The 20,268-nt window shown below is 55.8% G+C and carries 20 protein-coding genes; 7 read left to right on the forward strand and 13 right to left on the reverse strand.

The features are described from left to right. The first annotated feature begins 66 nt into the window (after positions 1-66). The 7 genes from WC600_16565 (at position 67) to WC600_16595 (ending at position 8,696) form a co-directional block, all read left to right on the forward strand. Positions 67-2,154: a thioredoxin domain-containing protein gene (locus WC600_16565; protein ID MFA4904348.1), complete on the forward strand. Its 2,088-nt coding sequence runs from the start codon at positions 67-69 to the stop codon at positions 2,152-2,154. 651 nt (positions 2,155-2,805) lie between these two features. Then, the gene (locus tag WC600_16570; GenBank protein ID MFA4904349.1) at positions 2,806-3,564 is read left to right on the forward strand and encodes a hypothetical protein; all 759 of its coding nucleotides are present in this window, start codon (positions 2,806-2,808) and stop codon (positions 3,562-3,564) included. 275 nt (positions 3,565-3,839) lie between these two features. Beyond that, positions 3,840-4,103, forward strand: a complete 264-nt coding sequence (locus WC600_16575; protein ID MFA4904350.1) for a hypothetical protein — start codon at positions 3,840-3,842, stop codon at positions 4,101-4,103. Positions 4,104-4,139: 36 nt separating this feature from the next. Then, on the forward strand, positions 4,140-6,953 hold the full coding sequence (gene uvrA, locus WC600_16580; protein ID MFA4904351.1) for an excinuclease ABC subunit UvrA: 2,814 nt from the start codon (positions 4,140-4,142) through the stop codon (positions 6,951-6,953). A 739-nt stretch (positions 6,954-7,692) separates the two neighbouring features. Beyond that, on the forward strand, positions 7,693-7,836 hold the full coding sequence (locus tag WC600_16585; GenBank protein MFA4904352.1) for a hypothetical protein: 144 nt from the start codon (positions 7,693-7,695) through the stop codon (positions 7,834-7,836). A 264-nt stretch (positions 7,837-8,100) separates the two neighbouring features. Beyond that, positions 8,101-8,382, forward strand: coding sequence for a type II toxin-antitoxin system RelE/ParE family toxin (locus WC600_16590; protein ID MFA4904353.1), 282 nt, complete (start codon positions 8,101-8,103; stop codon positions 8,380-8,382). Positions 8,383-8,393: 11 nt separating this feature from the next. Continuing rightward, positions 8,394-8,696 (forward strand): HigA family addiction module antitoxin, encoded by a 303-nt coding sequence (locus tag WC600_16595; protein ID MFA4904354.1) that lies wholly within the window; start codon positions 8,394-8,396, stop codon positions 8,694-8,696. An 83-nt stretch (positions 8,697-8,779) separates the two neighbouring features. On the opposite strand, the gene WC600_16600 is transcribed toward WC600_16595, so the two are convergent. The 13 genes from WC600_16600 to WC600_16660 all read right to left on the reverse strand — a co-directional run. Next, the gene (locus WC600_16600; GenBank protein MFA4904355.1) at positions 8,780-9,415 is read right to left on the reverse strand and encodes a redox-sensing transcriptional repressor Rex; all 636 of its coding nucleotides are present in this window, start codon (positions 9,413-9,415) and stop codon (positions 8,780-8,782) included. 110 nt (positions 9,416-9,525) lie between these two features. Continuing rightward, positions 9,526-9,906: an ATP synthase F0 subunit C gene (gene atpE, locus WC600_16605; protein MFA4904356.1), complete on the reverse strand. Its 381-nt coding sequence runs from the start codon at positions 9,904-9,906 to the stop codon at positions 9,526-9,528. A gap of 120 nt (positions 9,907-10,026) precedes the next feature. Continuing rightward, positions 10,027-10,704 (reverse strand): F0F1 ATP synthase subunit A, encoded by a 678-nt coding sequence (gene atpB, locus WC600_16610; GenBank protein MFA4904357.1) that lies wholly within the window; start codon positions 10,702-10,704, stop codon positions 10,027-10,029. Beyond that, positions 10,679-11,110, reverse strand: coding sequence for an ATP synthase subunit I (locus tag WC600_16615; protein ID MFA4904358.1), 432 nt, complete (start codon positions 11,108-11,110; stop codon positions 10,679-10,681). Before WC600_16615 ends, atpB begins: the two co-directional genes overlap by 26 nt. A 6-nt stretch (positions 11,111-11,116) precedes the next feature. Further along, the gene (locus WC600_16620; protein MFA4904359.1) at positions 11,117-11,350 is read right to left on the reverse strand and encodes an AtpZ/AtpI family protein; all 234 of its coding nucleotides are present in this window, start codon (positions 11,348-11,350) and stop codon (positions 11,117-11,119) included. 217 nt (positions 11,351-11,567) lie between these two features. Then, the gene (locus tag WC600_16625) at positions 11,568-14,051 is read right to left on the reverse strand and encodes a PAS domain S-box protein (protein ID MFA4904360.1); all 2,484 of its coding nucleotides are present in this window, start codon (positions 14,049-14,051) and stop codon (positions 11,568-11,570) included. A 1,029-nt stretch (positions 14,052-15,080) separates the two neighbouring features. Then, complete coding sequence (locus WC600_16630; protein MFA4904361.1) at positions 15,081-16,397, reverse strand: (Fe-S)-binding protein; 1,317 nt, start codon at positions 16,395-16,397, stop codon at positions 15,081-15,083. A 68-nt stretch (positions 16,398-16,465) separates the two neighbouring features. After that, positions 16,466-17,395 carry a HAMP domain-containing sensor histidine kinase gene (locus WC600_16635; GenBank protein ID MFA4904362.1) on the reverse strand — a complete coding sequence of 310 codons (930 nt, stop codon included), beginning with the start codon at positions 17,393-17,395 and terminating at the stop codon, positions 16,466-16,468. 29 nt (positions 17,396-17,424) lie between these two features. After that, on the reverse strand, positions 17,425-17,940 hold the full coding sequence (locus tag WC600_16640) for a response regulator (GenBank protein ID MFA4904363.1): 516 nt from the start codon (positions 17,938-17,940) through the stop codon (positions 17,425-17,427). A gap of 136 nt (positions 17,941-18,076) precedes the next feature. Beyond that, a complete protein-coding gene (locus WC600_16645; protein ID MFA4904364.1) occupies positions 18,077-18,721 on the reverse strand; it encodes an ATP-binding protein in 645 nt (214 codons plus the stop codon). Next, positions 18,712-19,527, reverse strand: a complete 816-nt coding sequence (locus tag WC600_16650; GenBank protein MFA4904365.1) for a PAS domain S-box protein — start codon at positions 19,525-19,527, stop codon at positions 18,712-18,714. The genes WC600_16645 and WC600_16650 overlap by 10 nt, the downstream gene beginning before the upstream one ends. A 65-nt stretch (positions 19,528-19,592) precedes the next feature. Then, a complete protein-coding gene (locus WC600_16655; GenBank protein MFA4904366.1) occupies positions 19,593-19,982 on the reverse strand; it encodes a response regulator in 390 nt (129 codons plus the stop codon). Then, the coding region (locus tag WC600_16660; GenBank protein MFA4904367.1) for a methylenetetrahydrofolate reductase at positions 19,979-20,268 on the reverse strand (290 nt) is incomplete at its 5' end. The genes WC600_16655 and WC600_16660, both read right to left, overlap by 4 nt.

The following is a 20,268-nucleotide window of genomic DNA, read 5'->3' on the forward strand; positions in this document are numbered from 1 at the left end:
CACGTCTCCATTGACGGTAATAAAGTTCGAGGCGTGGTCAAGAAGACTCCAGCCAAGGAGGGCGCCATGTCAGATCCAGAACGACAGCCCAACCGTCTCATCGATACGACCAGCCCCTATCTCCAGCAGCATGCCTATAATCCGGTGGATTGGTACCCCTGGGGGGCCGAAGCCCTGGAGCGCGCCCGCCGGGAGGATAAACCCATATTTTTAAGCATCGGCTACTCCACCTGCCATTGGTGCCACGTCATGGCCCACGAGTGCTTTGAAAATCCGGCTATCGCGGCCATCATGAATGAGCACTTCGTCAACATCAAGCTGGACCGGGAAGAGCGCCCCGACCTGGATGAGACCTATATGAACGCGGTTCAGGTGCTCACCGGCCACGGCGGCTGGCCCCTGAGCGTTTTTCTCAGCCCGGATTTAAAACCCTTTTATGGCGGCACCTACTTCCCCCCTGAAGACCGGGGCGGCCTGCCGGGATTTCCCCGCCTGCTGCTGGCCCTCAGCCAGGCCTACCAGCAGAATCGCGAGCAGCTGACCACGCTTTCCCTCAAGGTGGAAGGCCACCTGCAGCGCCTGGGCGAGCCCGCGGGAGCCGGAAGCGATCCCACCCGGGAGGCCGTGGCGGAGGCGGCGCAGCGCCTGGTGCAGGATTTCGACGCGGTGCACGGCGGCCTGGGCAACGCCCCCAAGTTTCCCCGCTCTTTAGAGCTGGACTTTCTGTTTCACTCTTATTACCTCGACCGAGAGGCTCCGGTTCTTTCCAAGCTGGCCTTCACCCTGGAAAAAATGGCCCGGGGAGGCATCTACGATCAGTTGGGCGGGGGCTTCCACCGCTACAGCGTGGATGAGGCCTGGTTGGTGCCGCATTTCGAAAAGATGCTCTATGACAACGCCCTCTTGCCACCGCTTTATCTGGCGCATAGCCAACTTACCGGGAGCGGACTGTCCCGGCGCATCGCGAAAGCGACCCTGGATTTCATCCTGCGGGACATGGCCGCGCCCGAAGGCGGCTTTTATGCGGCCTGGGACGCGGACAGCGAAGGGGTGGAAGGCAAATACTATGTTTGGAGTTTGGAGGAAGTTGAGCGGGTCGTGGGTCCCGATGCCGCGCCCCTGGTGATCGCGGCCCTGGGAGTGACCCCGGAAGGCAATTTTGAAGACGCCAACATCTTGACCCGGCCTTTTTCCCGGAGCGATCTGGCAACTCGCTTTGCCATGGAGCCGGACGCATTGGCGCGCCTCCTTTCGGAAGCATTTAAGCAGTTGCGCCGGGTGCGGGGCCAAAGGGTGCCGCCCCACCGGGATGAGAAGGTCATCGTCTCCTGGAACGGCCTGGCGATCACGGCCCTGGCCAACGGCGCCCAGGTCTTGGGAGATCGGCGCTATGCTGAAGCCGCGGCCTCCGCGGCCCGGTTCATCTTACAGAACCTGTTCCGGGACAGTACCCTCCACCGTATCTGGACCGCAGGCCGCATCAGCGTCCCGGGTTTTTCCGAGGATTATGCCATTTTCGCCAACGCCCTCCTGGACCTGTACGAGACCGACTTCGATACCGTCTGGATCAATCAAGCCCAGGCCCTCATGACTCTGATGGACCAAAAGTTCTTAGACCCCACCGACGGCGCCTATTTTTACGTGGACCGGGACCAGGAAACTCCGCTGGTGCGCTCCAAGAGCATCTATGACCAGGTCCTGCCCTCGGGCAACTCCATGGCGGCCCGGGTTAATCTCCGGCTTTACCGCCTGACTGAGAAGGACGCGTATCAGCAGCGGGCCGCGGGGATCATCCGGCAGTTCCAGGCCCAGGCGCAACAAAACCCCTGGGGCTTTTCTCACCTCTGGACGGTTCAGGCCCTGGCCCTCACTCCGCCCCTGGATCTCACCCTGGTGGGTGACCCCGGAGACTCCCGCACCCAAGACCTGGTTCGAACGGCTTACAGCAGCTATCTGCCGGAACGCCGTTTGGTCCTGAAAAACCCGGGCAACAGTAATGCCCTGGATGAACTCTTGCCCTGGACGGGGACCTACAGCCAGCCCGGAGAAGCACCGGTGGCGTATCTCTGCCGGGACTTCACCTGCCTGCCGGCCATGAGCGCACCCGCAGAATTGGCGGCCAAGTTAAGCCAGCCCAGTAACCGCAAGGCCTAAAAAGGGGAGGGCAGGGCGAATAACTTGGCATTACCTTGTTACGGGATAGCACAGGCTTTCCAGCCTGTGCTGGTGGGCCGTACCCTACCTGCTTCATTCCCCAAGGTTTTTTCCGAACACCGGTCATCTCCAGTTGTGGCGGACACCGAGGCCCGCTCCACCGATCTTTTCTTCTTTTTTAGAGCTTGCCAAAAGTTCCTGCCTTTTTATCCCCTCTCCCCTCTGAGGGGTGAGGGTGAGGGGTGAATAGGAAAAAACTTTTGAGCCTCTTGCAAAAGTCTCTTTGCGGCCGAAACCCTATATGGGTATTGATAAGTTCGCCGGTAGCACAGGCTTTCCAGCCTGTGCTCAAGCAGGTTAAACATACATGGCCGCAAGCTGCCACCCCTGAAGGATAAAATCCTCCTACCCACTGGAGGGGCTTTAAAAGTCCCCCTTTGAAAAAGGGGGATTAGGGGGATTTGGATTTTCACGCTAAAGCCTGCGACTCCATAATGTCCGGCAATTTTGCAAGAGGCTCGTTTGGCAATGAGTATAAAAAGAACTGCAGGTCATGAGTGACTGTTATGAGAAGAATATTATTAATTTACCAAATATTGTTATGAACCAATTTATGATTTATAATCAGGGCAAGCCATGGAGGGCTTATGTATGGACCGCGATGCCACCCTGACACTGGTCCGCGCTCTGACCCGCCCGGTGCTGGAGCTGTTTTCCCCTGACCAGGTGGAAGAGTTTGACGACGATTTTGCCGACTGGAGCCTGAGCGCCGGGGCCCAAGGGGTATCGGAAAATTCGTATGCCTCTTATGACTCTTATGGCACAGTCCAGCCAGGGCGCGGTCTCGATACCACGCTGGTGGCGGGCATGTTTTTCCAGGTGATGATGGAGGCGTCCCGTTTGCCGGCCGCCACCCAGGATCGAGTCTCCTTTGTCCGCAAAAGAGCCAAGGACTATCTGGTCACCCAACTGGCCGGACAGATCACCCTGTCCCAGTTCTACCGCTTGCTCAGCCTCATCGAGGCAGAAGTCGGGGTCTATTTCTCCAAGAATGACTGGTCGAGAGGCAGGCCCCATCTGGTGGAGGCCAGCCGGCCCCGGCCACAACTTGAACTGGTCAAGAGCGACATCCTGCGCCAGGCCCTGGCCGCCATCGGCTTACCCGAGAAAGGCCGGCGTAAGCTCACTCCCGAGACCCTGGGGGACTTTCTTAAGGAGACCGAAGGCCGTTGGTTTCGCCTGTTGGACTTCGAAACCAAGTTTCAGGTGAACAAGAAGACCGCCTGGGCCTATCTCAACCACTTGCTGCAGGAAGGTATCCTGGTCCATAACGGAGAGAAGGCCAACCGGGTGCGCTATGCCCTGGCCGGCCACTTTAAAACCAGTCCCACCGCCGGGCCGTCAGTTTGACCGTTCCCTCCAGCTCTCGCCTGCCCAAATATCCCTGAACTCAGCAGGCGTCGGCCTTCCTCGCCCCTGCGCCCCCAGTCCGGCTTCTCTTGGACTCAAGGCCGCGCCGACGCTCTGGCACCCTCCCGAAAAAGTTATCTGGTATATGCTAAAGTATAAAATTATGGCACTTGGGGCCGAAACAGGATACAATTTATATTTGCGGTTTCAGGCAATCTGCACGGATTTTCCCGCTGATCTACCGCGATTTACCTTAGCTTCGCAAGGAATTCTCCATGCCCAAAAGCAAAGACCGCCACGAGCAGGGGCTGAAATTAGAAGTGACCGTGATTTCAAGCAAATATCTGGATTGGACCCTGGCCGAGATCGCCAGCCATTTTGGCAATGGCCCGCTGTTATGGCCGGGTGGGGCCGGCCGCGCCCAGGGGGTCAAATTTGTGCCGTATGAAATTAAGAAAAAACGGGGTCGCAAACCCAAGCAGAAAGAGCCCGCGGCCCGGCAGCCCAAAACCGAATCTGCCCCCAAGACCGCTACCTGATCATCCTACTTTCACTCTAGCGCAGATAAATAAGCAATGCCCGTAAACCAGATTATTATCCGGGGCGCCCGGGAACACAACCTCAAGAATATCGATTTGGAATTGCCCCGCAACCGGTTCATCGTGATCACCGGGGTGAGCGGTTCGGGGAAATCCACCCTGGCCTTCGACATCCTTTACGCCGAGGGGCAGCGCCGCTATGTGGAATCCCTGTCGGCCTACGCCCGGCAATTCCTCGAACTCATGGACAAGCCGGACGTGGAATATATCGAAGGCCTGTCCCCGTCTATCGCCATCGAACAGCGCAACGCCTCCAAGAATCCCCGGTCCACCGTGGCCACTTCCACCGAAATCTATGATTACCTCCGGGTCCTGTTCGCCCGGATCGGCACGCCTTTCTGCTACCAGTGCGGGCGGCCCATTTCGTCGTTGAGCGTCCCCCAGATGGCCGACCAGGTCATGGGTTTGGCCGAAGGCAGCCGCATCACGATTTTAGCGCCGGTGGTGGTGAATCGCAAAGGCGAACATCAAAAGCTTTTGGAGCGTCTTAGGAGCGAGGGCTACAGCCGCATCCGCCTCAACGGCGAGGTGATGGAACTGGAGGAGTTACCCGCCATCGATAAGAACAAGCGCAACACCATCGAGGCGGTGGTGGATCGTCTGGTGATCAAGCCGGACTTAGGCGCCCGGCTCAGCGACTCTCTGGAACTGGCCCTGAAACTCGCCGACAGCGTGGTGCGCATCGCGGTTGTGGACGGCGAAGAGTTGCTATTCTCCGAGCGCTTTGCCTGCGATCACTGCGGGGTCTCGCTGCCTGAACTCACCCCGCGGCTGTTTTCCTTCAACAGCCCCCAGGGTGCGTGCCCGGCTTGCAGCGGTCTGGGCACCCGGCTGGTCATCGACCCCGGCCTGGTGGTCCCCAACCCGGCCCTAAGCCTCAGGGAAGGCGCCATCCGGCCCTGGTCTCAGCGCCATTCTCTCCGGCACCAGCAGATGTTGGAAGCCCTGGAGCAGCATTACCGCTTCTCCATACACACCCCTTTCCGGGACTTGCCTCAGGATGTTCAGGAAGCCCTGCTCTTCGGCTCCGATGCCCATCCCGTCAATTTTTTCTATGAGCAGGGCGGTCGGCGCTTTTACAGCCCGCGGCCTTTCCCCGGTGCGGTGCCTTTGCTCAAGGAACGCTATGACGAAACGGACTCGGCGCTGGTCAGGGAGGACATCGAACAATACATGAGTTTCCGGCCCTGTCCCGACTGCAACGGCGCCCGTTTGCGCAAAGAGGCCCTGGCCGTGAAGATCAACGGGGCCAATATCAGTGAAGTGACCGGTTTAACGGTGACCCGAGCCCTTATCTGGTTCGGCGGCCTGGAACTTTCTCCCCGCCAGGCGGAAATCGCCCGGCGCATCTTGAAGGAAATTACCGAACGCCTGGGCTTTTTGTCGGAAGTCGGGCTGGATTACCTGAGCTTGGACCGGGCCACCGCCACTCTGGCCGGGGGCGAGGCCCAGCGCATCCGCCTGGCCACCCAGATCGGCTCCAAGCTCTCCGGAGTCCTCTATATCTTGGATGAGCCCAGCATCGGCCTCCATCCCCGGGATACCCAGAAACTCCTTCATACCCTTAAGGCCCTTAGGGACCTGGGCAACACCGTGATCGTGGTGGAGCATGACCCCGAAACCATCCGGCAGGCCGATTTTGTGGTGGACATGGGGCCGGGCGCGGGAAGGGAAGGGGGCGAGGTGGTCTTCGAAGGCACGCCCCAAGAACTGCTGCACCATGCCCGGTCGCTGACCGGGCTCTACCTGTCGGGGCGGCGGCAGATTCACTTGCCCCGGGGGCGGCGCCAGCCCCAGGGGTTCCTGCGCTTGGTGGGCGCCCGGGGCCACAATCTCCGGGGCCTGGAAGTGGACCTGCCCCTGGGGGTGCTGAGTTGTGTCACCGGGGTCTCCGGGTCCGGCAAGAGCACCCTGATCATGGACACCCTCTACCTGGCCCTGCGCCAGAAGCTCTACCAGGCCAAGATTACCGCGGCCCCTTATGATCAAATTGAAGGTCTGGAGGCCTTGGACAAGGTGGTTAACATCGATCAGAGCCCCATCGGCCGTACCCCCCGGTCCAACCCCGCCACCTACTCCGGGCTGTTCACCATTGTCCGGGAGCTATTTTCTCAGGTGCCCGAGGCGAGGCTCAGGGGCTATAAGCCCGGGCGCTTCAGTTTCAATGTTAAAGGGGGGCGCTGCGAGCCCTGCCGGGGCGAAGGGATCAACAAAATCGAGATGCACTTCTTGCCCGACGTTTACGTGCGCTGCGAGGTCTGCCGTGGCTTGCGCTACAATGCCTCCAGCCTGGAGATTCGCTACAAGGGCAAAAACATCGCCGAGGTCCTGGATATGACGGTGGACCAGGCCTTAGAGTTCTTCGGACCGGTTCCGGCCCTGCGGGACCGGCTGCAAACCCTGGCGGACGTGGGCCTGGGCTACGTGCAACTGGGCCAATCGGCCACCACCTTATCCGGCGGTGAGGCTCAGCGCCTCAAGCTCTCCCGGGAACTGAGCAAGCGGGCCACCGGCCGCACCCTCTACATCCTGGATGAGCCCACCACCGGGCTGCATTTGGCGGATATCGAAAAGCTGCTCCTGGTGCTCAACCGCCTGGTGGACGAAGGCAATACGGTCATCGTTATCGAACATAACCTGGAGGTCATCAAGACCGCGGATTACCTCATCGACCTGGGTCCGGAAGGCGGTGACGGCGGCGGCAAACTCGTAGCCGCGGGCCCGCCGGAAGAAGTGGCCCTCCACCCCGAATCCCATACCGGGCGGTTTTTGCGGGAGATACTGCATTAAACTGGCTGGCAGTCGGCAGAGCATTTTATATAGCATTTGCCAAAAGTTTTTTCCTCTAATTCTCCTCTCCCCTTGTGGGAGAGGGTAGGGTGAGGGGTTAATAAGAAAAAACTTTTGGCAATGAGTATAGCCAGTGCCAAAAAGGGTTTTACGTCGTAGGGAATGCTCTAAAACCCCAAGTCCCCCTTTGAAAAACGGGGATTTAGGCAGCACTGTCCGGTTAGAAAATTGCATGTAGTTGGCAATGTGGAAAATTTGCTTCGCCCTGGAAAAGATACTTTGAAAAAGCTGCAGGACGCGCTGTTTTGTCATCCTGAGTGAAGCGAAGGATCTCGGTTTTTGAGATTCTTCGGCCGCTTCGCTCCCTCAGAATGACAGGTCCGGGGGCTTTTCAGAAACCCTGATGCCTCAATTAGGCATTTGCAAAAACCTACCGGACATTGATGGGATTTAGGGGCAATGCTGTTCACTTAAGCATTGGCGATTTCTGATCGGCTGTAGGGGCGGGGTTTCCCCGCCCAACCCGTGGCACATTAAGCCAGGGGCGGGGAGACCCCGCCCCTACAAATGTTTAAGTGAACAGCATTGGATTTAGGGGGATTTGAAAATCAGCCAGCAGCATGAATTTATGGCAAACGTTGCAATTACATAATTGTATAATTCATCAAGATAAATAACCTTTGCATTTCCATTTTTGCAAGTTATAATTATCTCAACAAATTAATTTCCAGAAAGAAGAGTGGACAAGACAATGGAATTTCTGGCGGAAATCGGTTACTTCGGGCAGCTCGACCCTTGGGCCTGCTCTCTGTACGGCCTGTTGATGATGGTGGCGAGCGTTGGCCTGGTATTCAATTTAAAAAAGCCGACCAAAGAAGATTAACGAGACGGCACTGGTCCGAGAAATAATCCGGGGGCAGATCAATAGGTCTGTCCCTGTTGCATTATGGGTCCGGTGTATCTAGACCCGCAGCACTCCCGTCACCCGTGCGGCCACGTCGGCCAGGTCGGCGTCGTTGGGCCGGCCGGCGATGTTCCCGAGACGACCCAGAATAGAGTAATCCTCAAATCGCCCTTGAGCCGAGTATTCCAGCTCATGACTTAAGAAAGAGTTTGCAACGAGTAACGATAATCGTTACATTAGATTATGATCAAAACCTTCGCGCAGCCCTGGGTGGCAGAATTCTGGCACACGGGGAAACATAAGCGGATCCCATCTGATCTGGGACCCAGGTTGCTGCGGAAGATGGATATGCTTAATCGAGCGCAGGCCCAGAAAGACCTGAAGGCCCCTCCGGCCAATCGTCTCCATGCTTTGTACGGTGATCGGGAAGGGCAATGGGCCATCTCAGTCAGCGGCGCCTGGAGGTTATGTTTCCGGTTTGAAGCCGGTGACATTTTTGATTTGGAACTCGTGCAATACCACTAAAGGAGGAGAGCATGTTACCCCGAAACCGTCGCCCAACTCCACCGGGAGAAATCCTCCGGTATGAATTCTTGGAGCCTATGGGTCTTAATCAGAAGCAAATAGCCGAGGCGTTAGGCATCAGCCGGGTGCGCCTCAGTGAAATCCTCCGGGGTAAACGAGCCATTACGCCGGACACGGCCTTTCGCCTGGCGCGATTTTTTGACACGACCCCGGAGTTTTGGCTGGGACTGCAAACAGACGTGAGTCTGTGGGATACTTTGCAGGCCCACAGTTCGGAATATGAGAAGATTAAGCCGGTTAACGATGCAGCGTAAGAAGGAATAAAGAGACGGAGAAACGAAGCTGGCAAAAATTCTTTTGATCTTTTTAATGAAAACCAAAAACTGAAAAGCGTTTTTCACCCTTCAGCCATCGTGAGGTTGTAGGCCAGGTTGTCCAGCTTGACAGTGAAGTCCACGTTCTCCACCGCCATGCCTTCCGGCACCTGCAATTGAAGGGGGGCAAAATTGAGGATGGCCTTGACGCCCGCAGAGATAAGGCGCAGGGCCGCCATTTGGGCCTTGCCGGCCGGGGTGGCAATGACGCCGATCTCGACACCCTTTTCTTTGACCACCTGTTCCAACTCATCCACGGAGAAAATGGTCTGGCCGCTGGGCACCCGGCGTCCCACCTTGGCCGGGTCGACATCGAAAACCGCCACGAATTCGTAACCTTGGCGGATGAAATTCTGATGGGCCAACAGCGCTGAGCCCAGATTCCCGATCCCTACCAACGCCATTTTCCAGGTCTTATTGAGCCCCAGAATGCGCTTGATTTCGAAGAGCAGTTCCTTGACGAAGTACCCTACCCCACGGATGCCGAACTCCCCGAAATAGGCCAGGTCCTTGCGGATCTGGGCCGGGTTGATGCCGCACTTTTGGGCCAGCTTGTCCGATGCGATGATCTTCACCCCTTCCTGAGACAGGGCCTCAAGATACCGGGAATAAATGGACAAACGGGTAATGGTGGCAGTGGGAATTTTAGAGAATTTCATAACTGAGCGCATTACTTAGCTTACAGTGGGTCCGTTTCTAATTGTGGATTTTTGCACAAATAACTTTAAAGGAAAGGGGGGCATAACGCCCCCCTTCGATTAGCAATTAGTTACATCTTGAAGCCCAGAGCCGTGGCAATGGGTTTGGCCATGGGGTACGCGTACAGGATGATCAGGGCTACGACCAGAGCGTAAATACACAGAGACTCGATCATGGCCAAGCCGATCAGCATGGTGACGGTGATTTTTCCGGAAGCCTCGGGGTTACGGGCAATGCCTTCCACCGAGCTCTTCACGGCCAGGCCCTGGCCGATGCCGGTACCAAAAGCGGCGATGCCGATGCCGAAGCCGGCGGCCATAACCGCATAGCTGAAAAAGGCGCCCAGGCCGGCGGAAGCGCCGCCCGCTGCGGCGGGCTCAGCCGCCAGAGCCAGGGAAGCCCAAAGCAGGGTTACCAGCATGCTCAGTCCAAGAACCATGGATTTTCTCATTTCTTTAAACCTCCTGAATAATGTTGGGATATATGTAGTTGGCCTTCTTCCAAGTTTAGTAGCACAGGCTTTCCAGCCTGCGCGGGCGCAGGTTGTTGTAAGGGCCTGCGGTTATGCCTTTTAATGGGCGTGCTCCATGGACCCGGCAAAATACATCATGGACAGTAGGGTGAACACAAACGCCTGCACGACGCTGGTGAACACCGCCAGGAACATCATGGGCAGGGGGGCCAGGAACATCCCGGCCAGGAACAAGAGGATGGCCAGCACCAGATCTTCCCCCATGATATTGCCGAAAAGACGCAATGTCAGGGAGAGCACCCGAGCAAAGTGGCCGATGATCTCAATGGGGAGGAACAGGGGCGCCAGGGCCGGGATGGGTCCCAGAAAATGCTTGATATACTTGGCCCCATGGTACTTGATCCCCAGGTAATGGGTGTACATAAAGGTGCACAAGGCCAAAGCTAGCGTGGTGTTGATGTTGGCCGTGGGCGAAAAGAACCCCGGAATCAAGCCGACGAGGTTACAAGTCATGATGAACAAAAATACGCAGCAGATATAGGGGTAGAAGGCCCGGCCTTCCTCGCCGGTGATCTCCACCATGAAGTCTTCCAGTCCGCCGACTATCAATTCGAAGACGTTCTGGGCGCCGGTGGGGACCATGGAAATCTTCTTGCCGGCCAGCATGCCTAACCCCAGGAGGATGAGCGAAACTAATACGGCATAAGAGACATGGGGAGGAATGGGCAGGTTTAGCTTTCCAAACAGTAAATCAAGAAAGAGAATGGGATGATCCATGGGACGGGTTTGCCTCCTTATTCTTAAGCTTGATCGTTTCGTTAATCGCGGCCAGCATCAAGGTGATGACTACCGTGGACAATCCCAGCAGCAGCCCAAAAATATTAACCCAACCCTGACCGACCAACAGGAATATGATGGCCAGCAGCGCAAAAAACCGCAGCAGCTGCCGGGCGGCAAAAAAAGCCTTGGCTCGGCTTGAACCATCCTGGGGGTGGTTCGCCATTTGTCCCAAGGTGCCTTTCAGGGCATGGTGCAGGAGGTGGAAATTGATTACTACCACCAGGCCTCCCACCAGGACTCCAAGGGCAAACTCCCGGCCGCGCCAGAAGAACCCGGCCAGGACCAGCACCGCCAACACGGACCAGTTGGCGATTTTCAGATGGCGAGGGGACAAAATATTCATGTGCCCTCACTTCTCATTCTGGAACTTCTTACCCATGGTATAGACGTTCCGGAAACCGGCAATAATTCCCATAATCAGGCCGATGATCTTGAACAGATAGCCGGTGCCAAAGTAATTGTCCAGCAAATAACCCAAGAAAGCGCCAATAAAAATGCAAAACACCAGGGTCATGCCGATGGTACTGGCTTTATAGCCCCCGGAAAATAGCTCTTTTAAAAATTTTTTGGTGTCTTCCTTCAAGGCGCTCCCGCCCGGGACAGGCCCCGGAGAAAATGATTCTTTTCACATGTGCCTACCTATCATACCCCCGCCCCTTAGTCAATAATTTTTGGGCAAAAAGGTGAGGAGAAATTATTGAGCCGGATTACCTAAAAATATGTGCGTGTTATAGCTGGACCAAAATCAGCCGGGGACCGCTCAAACCGCAAGGCCGACCCCCAGTTTGTGCTTTTTTTCTCTAAGTCTGGTTTTCACCCGCATTGTCCCGCACTTGGTGGTGTGCCGGGAGTTCGATGGCAAAGACCGTCCCGTCGTTCCCGGTCCGCTCCACGTAGACCCTGCCGAAATGTTTCTGAATAATGCCATAACTGATGGACAATCCCAGGCCCACCCCTTTACCCACTTCTTTGGTAGTGAAAAAGGGATCGAAGAGACGGCTCAGGTAGGGTTCCGGGATGCCGGGACCGGTATCCTGGAAGCGGATGACCACCAGGTTGCCGTCTTGGGCCACCGTAGTGCTGACAGTGAGCCGGCCATCGCCCTTCATGGATTCCCCGCTGTTCATCAGCAGGTTGATGAACACCTGTTCCAGCTTGCTCCTGTCTCCCAGGACGGCGGGGAGGTTAAGCTCCAGGTCCTGGACCAGCTGGATACTTTGAAACTGGAGGTGATCCTCCACCAGGGAGATCACTTCTTCTAAGATGGTGTTGATATTCAGGGGCACCATTTTGGAAGGCATGTGCCGGGAGAACTCCAAGAGCCCCTGGACAATCTCTTTACAGCGGGTGGCCTCCCGGACAATTTTTTCCACCTGGGTCCGCTCCGGGGCTGTCGGTTCCAGGTCTTCCAAGAGCAGATAGCTGTAAACCAGGATGCCACCCAGGGGATTATTGATTTCATGGGCCACCCCCGCGGCCAGTTGGCCCAGGGCCGCCAGCTTTTCAGTGCGGCTTAAGTGCTCCTCCAGGTGCTTTTTGTCCGTGATATCCCGGATATGCGTCTGGATGGCGGGTTGACCGGCGTAGGTGGTGGGAAAGGAGACGCCCTCCAGGTCGAAGGTGCTGCCGTCCTTCCTGACCCCCTTCATTTCGAAGATTCGGGGGGTGCCCGGCCGGCGCTGTAATTGCGTCTGCCAGCGGGCCACCACCGGGCGGTACTGGGGGTCCACAAACTGCACCAGAGAACGGTTCAGCATCTCCTCGGGTTTCTGGTAATTGAACATTTGCAGGCAGGCCCGGTTCACATACAACAGCTTCAAATTACTGTGGAGCACGATACCGTCCAGAGAGGTCTCCACCAAGCGGCGGAATTTTTCTTCGGAATCCGTAAGCTCCCGGGCCAGTTGCTCCCGCTTGGTCACGTCTAAGATAACCTGCACCGCGCCCTGGATGTGGCCCTCCTCATCATAAATGGGGGAGGCGGTATGATAGAGATAGCGTTCCCGGCCCCGAAAATTGGCGAAATGCTCATAGGCCTCGTAGGCCCCGGGCAGGGTCGGGGATGGTTTCAGGTTCTTATCCCCGAAGAATTTTTCCAGGGCTTTGATGTTTTGCTCCACGACCAAAGAGGCCATGGACGGCCGTTCATGGGTGTAGAACGGCAGCCAGTAGCGGTAGGTCCCTACCATTTCATGCCGGGAAAATCCGGTCAATTCCTCGCAGGCCCGGTTCCAGTAGATGATGCGGTGGGTCCGGTCAATAACGAAGGTGGGCACCGGCAAGCCTTCCAGGATGCCTTCGGTGGTCTGCTTCTCCCGCAGGAGTTCCCATTCCTTCAGCTTCCGCTCGCTGATATTCTTTAAGATGCCTTCATACCCGGTAATGCGCCCTTCTTTATTCCGGCGCACGATGCCGGTGAGCAAGGCGTGGACCTGGCCACCGCCCTGAGGTTGCAGGGTCAATTCCAGGTCCCGGATATAGTCCTCAACTTCCACCTTGAGCTGGAAGCGTTCCCAATCCCGGGGGTTTTGAAAGATTTCCCTAAGATGCGGCAGTTCTAGGGCCTCGGCCTTGGAGGCAAACTTAAGGAGTTCCACGCCCGCGGGGTTGAGGTCCAGGAGGCGGCCTTCCAGATCGGTGATGAAGATCGTGTCCTTGGACCCTTCAAAGATGCGGCGGTAGCGCTTCTCCGAGCGCCGCAGCTCGTGATACAACCGGGCGTTTTCGATGGCCAGGCCGATCTGGTTGCCCAGGATGCTGAAAAAATATTTCCGCCGCCGGGAAGCCCGGAAAGGCCGGGCATTTTCCGCGGCTAGATTGAGAAACCCGGTGATATCGTCCCGGTATTTCAACGGGATGCTGACCACTGACCTAAACCGGGGGTCTTGCCGGATCACCTCGGTAAACGTGGAAGAAAGCAGGCGCGGGTCCGCGCTGACATCCTTAATGATCAACGGTTCGATGGCGCGGGACTGGTCCGGGCTCATGAGGGTATCGTGCGCCCGGCTGGAGATCTTGCCCAGGTACTCCTGGGGAAAGCCCCGGGACGCGGCATAGGTGAGGCGCTGGCGCACCCGGTCCCACAGCAGCAGCATGCCGGCGTCGATGTGGAAAAACTCCAGGGCCTCGGCGAGGACGGTGTTGATGATCTCCTGGAGGTCCAGGGTATGCGCGGTGATGGTGGCGATTTGATTGAACAGATAGAGTTCCCGGCGATGTTCCTTCTCCGCCGGCTCTTGCTGCACCATCTCCTCTACGGCATCAACGGCTGCTTCTTCCGCCAAACCTGGCTCTCCTTGGGTGACGTATAGCGCTTGCCAAAAGTTCTTTCCTCTTATTCCCCTCTCCCCTTGTGGGAGAGGGTCAGAGTGAAGGGTGAATAAGCATTAACTTTTGAGCCACTTGCAAAAGTCTCTTTGTGGCCGAAACCTTATATGAGTATTTATAAATTCGCCGGTAGCACAGGCTTTCCAGTCTGTGCTCATACAGGCTAAAGACTGCTACTATATAATGGGGCAATTTTGCAGGAAGCTCTTTTTGCAATGAGTATTGTGAAAAATACGAAACTCTTCGCTTCGCGCCGAATACCAATTATTCTCGCAGGCAGGTTTTCAAATAAACCCGTAGTGACCCGTTTATCCATCATATCAGAAAAAGACTGCCGGAAGGAAGAGGCCGCTCTGCTTCAAGCCGTGGCGGCAAGACCAGATAAGCGGCGCGCGGCTGATTCCAGAGGCTAATATCTCAACTTTTTGCCCTTGGAAGGATAATTTTTAGGTTGGCAAGTTGGTGCGCCACCAGGTGCGTTCACGCCCTCGTTCCCAAGTTGTACTTGGGAACGCCACATTCCGCCCAAGCTCTGTCTGGGCACCGCCCACAGTGGCCCAGGCTTCCAGACTGTGTTCCTTAAACACCCTCATCCCCTCCGCAGGGGAGATATATAGCGTTTGCCAAAAGTTTTTTCCTCTAATTCTCCTCTCCCCTTGTGGGAGAGGGTAGGGTGAGGGGTTAATAAGAAAAAACTTTTGGCAATGAGTATATAAACATATCTGGCATTTTTACCGCGCCACCGATAAGTGCCTAAAGTGGCAGCAAGCTATCCGGAATAGAGGTTGGGGAATTGAGATATCGAGATTTCAACGTTCTAGTTGAGCGGTACCCAACCACGCGCAAGCTATGTTTATAAAAGGTCCCTATTACTCACCCCGCGTGGTTGGGTAAAACGCATTTATCGAGAATAAAATAACGATTATAAGGGAAAGAACCTTCTTGCCTCAGCCACTCGCAGGTCGGTTTTCAATATTCCCCTCAAACTATTCCTCATCCATCTCAACGCCAAAGCGCTCCCACTGAGCCGCGGTTTCGGCCTCGGCCCGGGTGATTTCCGCCTCGCTCCACGGCTCCAAAATTAGAGTATCCGCCACCAGTTCCCAGAGATATTTCACCTCATATTGATAATCGGGATTGAATTTGGGCACGCGTTTCATAAGCTGGTCGTGGCAGTTGGAACAGGCGACCACCAGGACATTGGCGCCGGTGCTCTTGATGGATTCGTACTTGGCATGGCCATGCCAGGCGGATTCAGTTTCATAGGGGCCCGGCCACATGCCGCCGCCGGCGCCGCAACAGTGGCCGTTAGCCCGGTTCGGCTCCATATCGATAAAGTTGTCCACGCACTGTTGAATAATCCAGCGGGGCTCCTCATAGAAACCTTTGCCGAAATGGCGCTCCAGCTCCCGGCCGTGTTTACAGGAGTCATGCCAGGTAAAGATTTTTCCCGCGTTCACGCTTTTGTCGAGCTTGATCCGACCCGATTCGATGAGCTTCACGAGATATTCGTAGAGATAGAGATAATTAATCTCGTTGGCCGGGTTCTCCTGGACACACTTTTTCATACCCACGCGGCAGCCGTAAGAGCCCCCGCCGCAATCCGGCATGATCATTTGTTTGACGTGGTGCTCCTTCATGAAGTCGATCTTGCGCTGGGCAAAGGCCTTGATGTACTCATGGTTCCCTGTAAACAGACCCCAGTCCACCGACTCCCAGTTTGTGGCCGGTATGGTCCAATTTTCTCTGGCGGCATAGAAGATTTTCCACCACCATTTCATGTCTTCATTATCGGCAAAGACTTCCTTGGAGTTCGGAAAAAAGAGTGTATCAGCCCCGTCTTTATCGAGGGGCACGTAGAAGCCGGGGCAATCCTCATCGGCCATTTCTTTGCTCATGTCGGACATGAGAAACAGGTAATCCTCCAAAGGGATGGCCATATTATTGCCGGTTTTGAAGCAGTTTTCGGCGCCTTTATGGAGAATGCCCGGGACTTTGTCCCGGGGGCGCAGGGACTTCATGTGCAGCATGATGTAGGGGATGTCGAGATCCATGGGGCAAGCGTGGGCGCAGCGGCCGCATCCGGTGCACACCCAGGGGAACTTCGAGTCGACCACCTCATCAACCATGCCGAAGTGTAGCATCCGCAGGACCTTTCTGGTGTCCCAGCCTTCCATCCCGGGCGTCCCGGTAACGGGGCAGCCGCTGGTGCAGGTCCCACAGGTCATGCACAGGTTCAGGTTGAATTTTGCCAGGGCCTCTTGGATCGGCTCCGGTAGTTTTTGCGGTATTACAGCTTGCATAATGATCTCCTTCCCATGAATCCCAAAGATGGTTTAACAACCCTGCACTCAGAGCCACCGTCAACCGGTCAGGATCCGGGGCAGGGAATATAGACGTGGAATGTGCTCCCGCGGTTTGGCTCGCTCTCCACGCGGATGAAGCCGTTGTGAGCCTCCACAATACTTTTAACGATGGCCAGACCCAGTCCGGTACCTATGATAAATCTCGTCTGGTCGGTTTTTATCCGGTAAAAACGCTTAAAAATATGGCCCAAATCTTCAGGGGCCATACCGATGCCATTATCGGACACACTCGCCCTGAGGTAGCCGCTCTCCATTGCCGCGGAAACGGTCACCGTGCCGCCTTCGGGCGTATAACTGATGGCATTGCTGATGAGATTGGAAAACACCTCCTCCATATTGCGCCGGTCGGCAAACACGGGGGTAAGCTTGGGCAGCGGCTCCAACGTCAGCGCCATCTTCTTGGCCTGAGCTTTAGCAGTATGAAAGGCCACCTGATCGGCCAGGACATCGGACAGGTTGAGATGCTCCTTCTCCTGGCTGATCAGCCCGGATTCAATGCGGGCCAGGTCCAGGAGTTCGGAAGAAAGGCTCACCAGGCTTTTGACCTTTGCAGACGCCCTCCCCAGAATTTCCTGTTGCCTTGCCGTGACTTCGCCGGCCAGGCCGTCGAGGATTATCTGCATCTGGGCCAGGACTGAATTCAACGGACTCCTGATTTCGTGGGAGACCATGGAGACGAATTCCGACTTGACCTGGTCCATGCGCTTCAAAGCAGTGATGTCGTGCAGTACCGTGATAGTGCCGACGTTCCGGCCGGCTCGGTCGATATAAGGGATGCAGCGGGCATTCAGGATCGGGCCCATTTTACCTGCTTCGGCCTCGCAGCAAATCTCTTCCGTCAGCTCCACGAGCCCGTCTCCGGATCTGACCAGGGCGCGCTCGATCATCTGTTCAATTTGGGCATTTTGGATGACTTCCCCGACCTCGCGCCCCACAGCCCGGACCTCCAGGCATCCCGCCAGCCTCAGAAAGCCGGGTTGGCGAGCACTATCCGCTTGGCGCTATCCGTAGCCATGACCCCGTCCGTGAGACGATTGATGAGCACGCGCATCCGCGACTTCTCGTCGGCAATGTCCTGCATGGCCCGGGTGTATTCGATGGCCTTCTTGGTAAGAACCCGCAATTGCTCGGGTGAGAAAGGCTTAGGAATAAAATCAAAAGCCCCTCGTTTCATGGCCTCAATGGAGTTTTCCACCGTAGCGTACCCGCTGATCACGATGATCACCGTGTCGGGGTGCAGCCTCTTGATGTGAGCCAGCACATCGAACCCGGAAAGACTGGGCATCATCAGGTCCAGGAGGATGATGTCATAGTGCCGGCGCTCGATCATGTTCAGCCCTACTTTACCGGATTCGGCGATCGTCACCTCATACCCGTCCCGGACCAGGACCTTTCGGCAGCCTTCACGCACGCGCTCCTCATCGTCGATAACCAGAATAGTGGGGCACAACTGATTGATTGCCGCCATTTTCTCGACCATGATTTCAGGCCCCTGGGTGCTATAAGATCGATTGCTAAAGCTCATATCCATCCGCACCCTGACAGAGGGGTAGTTCCAGTATGAAAGTTGTTCCTGCCTGGCTGGTTTTCTTCACCCAAATATTGCCGCCGTTTTCCTAGACAATGCCGTAAACGGTGCTCAAGCCTAAACCGGTCCCTTTGCCCAGGTCCTTCGTCGTAAAAAATGGGTCAAATATCCGGGGAAGATTTTCCTCGGGTATGCCGCAACCGGTATCTGAGACTTCTAAATAGGCGAAGCCTGCTGCGCCTCCTTTGCCGACCCCTCTTTTCTTCCCCTTGTCGCAGTAAGTCTTCAGGGTCAGGATGCCCTTTCTTTCCATGGCATCGATAGCGTTTATGACCAGGTTGATAATCACCTGGTTGAGCTGGCTCCGGTCCACTTTGATCAGCATTTTCTCGTCTGAAAGCTCTTTTACCACTTCTATGTTAATAAACAGGCTCTGATCGCGAATGAGGCTCAGGCTCTGTTCGACCAGGTTATTGAGATCCAGGGTCTCCTTGTTGGCGCTCGTCTGGCGGCTGTACGCCAGAAGGCTCTTGACAATGTTCCGGCATTGATTGGCGTCTTCGATGATAGACTGTAAATCCTGGTGTTTGGGGTCGTCATTGGGCAGGTCTTCCAGGAGCAGGCCGCCGTAAAGGAGAATGCCGGTCAGGGGATTGTTGATCTCATGGGCAACTCCGGCTGCGAGTTGGCCCAGTGAGGCCATTTTCTCCGCCCGGGCCGCTCTTAGCAGCACCTCTTTAACCTTTCCTCCTGGGCAAGTTTCCCCCTCAGGTCATTGAAGATACCCATGGTGGCCACTTCTTTGCCGCCCTCATAGATGGTTGCTGCGGTCAGCTCCACGGGAATCTCTTCCCCCTTAACGCTTACCAGTATGGTTTGGCTGCAGGGCAGCTTGCCTTTGCCTCCGAAGGCCTCACTCCTGAGTTTTTTCATGACTTCTTGCGCCTGTCCCGGCGGATACAATTCTCGAACCGTGATGTTGTTGCGGGCCTCCTGGAAGGTATAGCCGGTAAGCTCCTCTGCGGCCGGGTTCATAACCAGGATCTTTCCACGCCGGTCTGCGGCAATGATGCCGGAAATCGAGCTCTGAACAAACTTCTCCATAAATACCTTGATTCCGGAGAGCTCTCTTTCCAGCTTCTTGACATGCGTGACATCGCGGATTTTCTCGATGATGTATCGGACCTCACCATTCTGATCCAGGATGGGCGAGAAGATCCTGTCCTCCCATTTTTCTTTCCTGCCGCGGATTTGCACGCGTCTGAGGATGGTCTGCCCGGTTTTTTCAGCCAGCACCTTGGAGAGCGGACAGGTGTCATAGGGACAGGGATCTTCAGACTGGTAAAAAAATTCATGGCAAGTCTGACCGATAATCTCATCTTTACAAATGCCATACTGCTTTAAAAAGCTTAAATTAGCATCGAGAACTACCCGGTTCGGCTCCAAGATCAAGGCAGGCAGAGAGAGCGAATCGAAAACCCGCGACCGCCAATCGATTTCTTCCCTGATTTCACCGGCCATAGGAAACCCAATCATCATGGCTGCCAGTCCAAAGTTCCAGGTTCAAAGAACCTTGAACCTGGAACCTTGAACTTTGAATCTCCTCAGCGCATGAGATTTTCCTGAACGATTCCCACGAGCTTATCCAGGTCAATGGGCTTGGGGATAAAATCATCCGCCGGCGTTGTTCTGCCCTCGTGATGGGTGTAGGTGGTCGTCGGCAGATTATCCACCACCGCGGTGAGCAGCACCACCGCAATATCCTTGAAATTCGGGTCGCGCTTGATCTCTTCGCAGGTCACATAGCCGTCTTTGTTAGGCATCATGACATCCAATATGACCAGAGCGGGCTTCTCTTGTCTGATTTTCTCCCAGGCCTGGACCCCGTCGTAGGCTTTAGCGATCCTATAATTATTGGACTCAAGCTTGGTGGATACCATGTCCACCAGATCGGGATCGTCATCCACCACCAAAATAAGTTCCTTGTCACTCATGGTTTGCCTCCTCGTACGTTTTGAGCACCCAAATCAAAGATAGGTCTCGGCAGCAATCCTGCCCGTTCCACGATCTCGGGGACTTTCTGCTCCCACTCAATCGCCATGATGTGAAATCCACTGACACCTTGCACGTTTTTCAGACGCTCGATGGATTCTATACAAATCGTAATGCCCTCGTCCGCCTGCTTGTCCTTGGGGACGCCGCCCATGCGCTTCACCACCTCATCCGGCACATCCATCCCCGGCACCTTCTTCTTCATATAGCGCGCCATGCCCACCGACT

This window comes from Desulfobaccales bacterium, from assembly GCA_041648175.1.
In the GTDB taxonomy this organism is placed as follows: domain Bacteria; phylum Desulfobacterota; class Desulfobaccia; order Desulfobaccales; family 0-14-0-80-60-11; genus 0-14-0-80-60-11.

Bases quoted from the DNA above. Each gene is read 5' to 3' on its own strand.
- WC600_16595 (MFA4904354.1), top strand. From the start codon at position 8,394: ATGTTACCCCGAAACCGTCGCCCAACTCCACCGGGAGAAATCCTCCGG.
- WC600_16570 (MFA4904349.1), top strand. From the start codon at position 2,806: ATGGACCGCGATGCCACCCTGACACTGGTCCGCGCTCTGACCCGCCCG.
- atpB (MFA4904357.1), bottom strand. From the start codon at position 10,704: ATGGATCATCCCATTCTCTTTCTTGATTTACTGTTTGGAAAGCTAAAC.
- WC600_16650 (MFA4904365.1), bottom strand. From the start codon at position 19,527: ATGATGATTGGGTTTCCTATGGCCGGTGAAATCAGGGAAGAAATCGAT.
- WC600_16590 (MFA4904353.1), top strand. From the start codon at position 8,101: ATGATCAAAACCTTCGCGCAGCCCTGGGTGGCAGAATTCTGGCACACG.
- atpE (MFA4904356.1), bottom strand. From the start codon at position 9,906: ATGAGAAAATCCATGGTTCTTGGACTGAGCATGCTGGTAACCCTGCTT.
- WC600_16630 (MFA4904361.1), bottom strand. From the start codon at position 16,397: ATGCAAGCTGTAATACCGCAAAAACTACCGGAGCCGATCCAAGAGGCC.
- WC600_16600 (MFA4904355.1), bottom strand. From the start codon at position 9,415: ATGAAATTCTCTAAAATTCCCACTGCCACCATTACCCGTTTGTCCATT.
- WC600_16615 (MFA4904358.1), bottom strand. From the start codon at position 11,110: ATGAATATTTTGTCCCCTCGCCATCTGAAAATCGCCAACTGGTCCGTG.
- WC600_16575 (MFA4904350.1), top strand. From the start codon at position 3,840: ATGCCCAAAAGCAAAGACCGCCACGAGCAGGGGCTGAAATTAGAAGTG.
- WC600_16640 (MFA4904363.1), bottom strand. From the start codon at position 17,940: ATGGTCGAGAAAATGGCGGCAATCAATCAGTTGTGCCCCACTATTCTG.
- uvrA (MFA4904351.1), top strand. From the start codon at position 4,140: ATGCCCGTAAACCAGATTATTATCCGGGGCGCCCGGGAACACAACCTC.
- WC600_16565 (MFA4904348.1), top strand. From the start codon at position 67: ATGTCAGATCCAGAACGACAGCCCAACCGTCTCATCGATACGACCAGC.
- WC600_16655 (MFA4904366.1), bottom strand. From the start codon at position 19,982: ATGAGTGACAAGGAACTTATTTTGGTGGTGGATGACGATCCCGATCTG.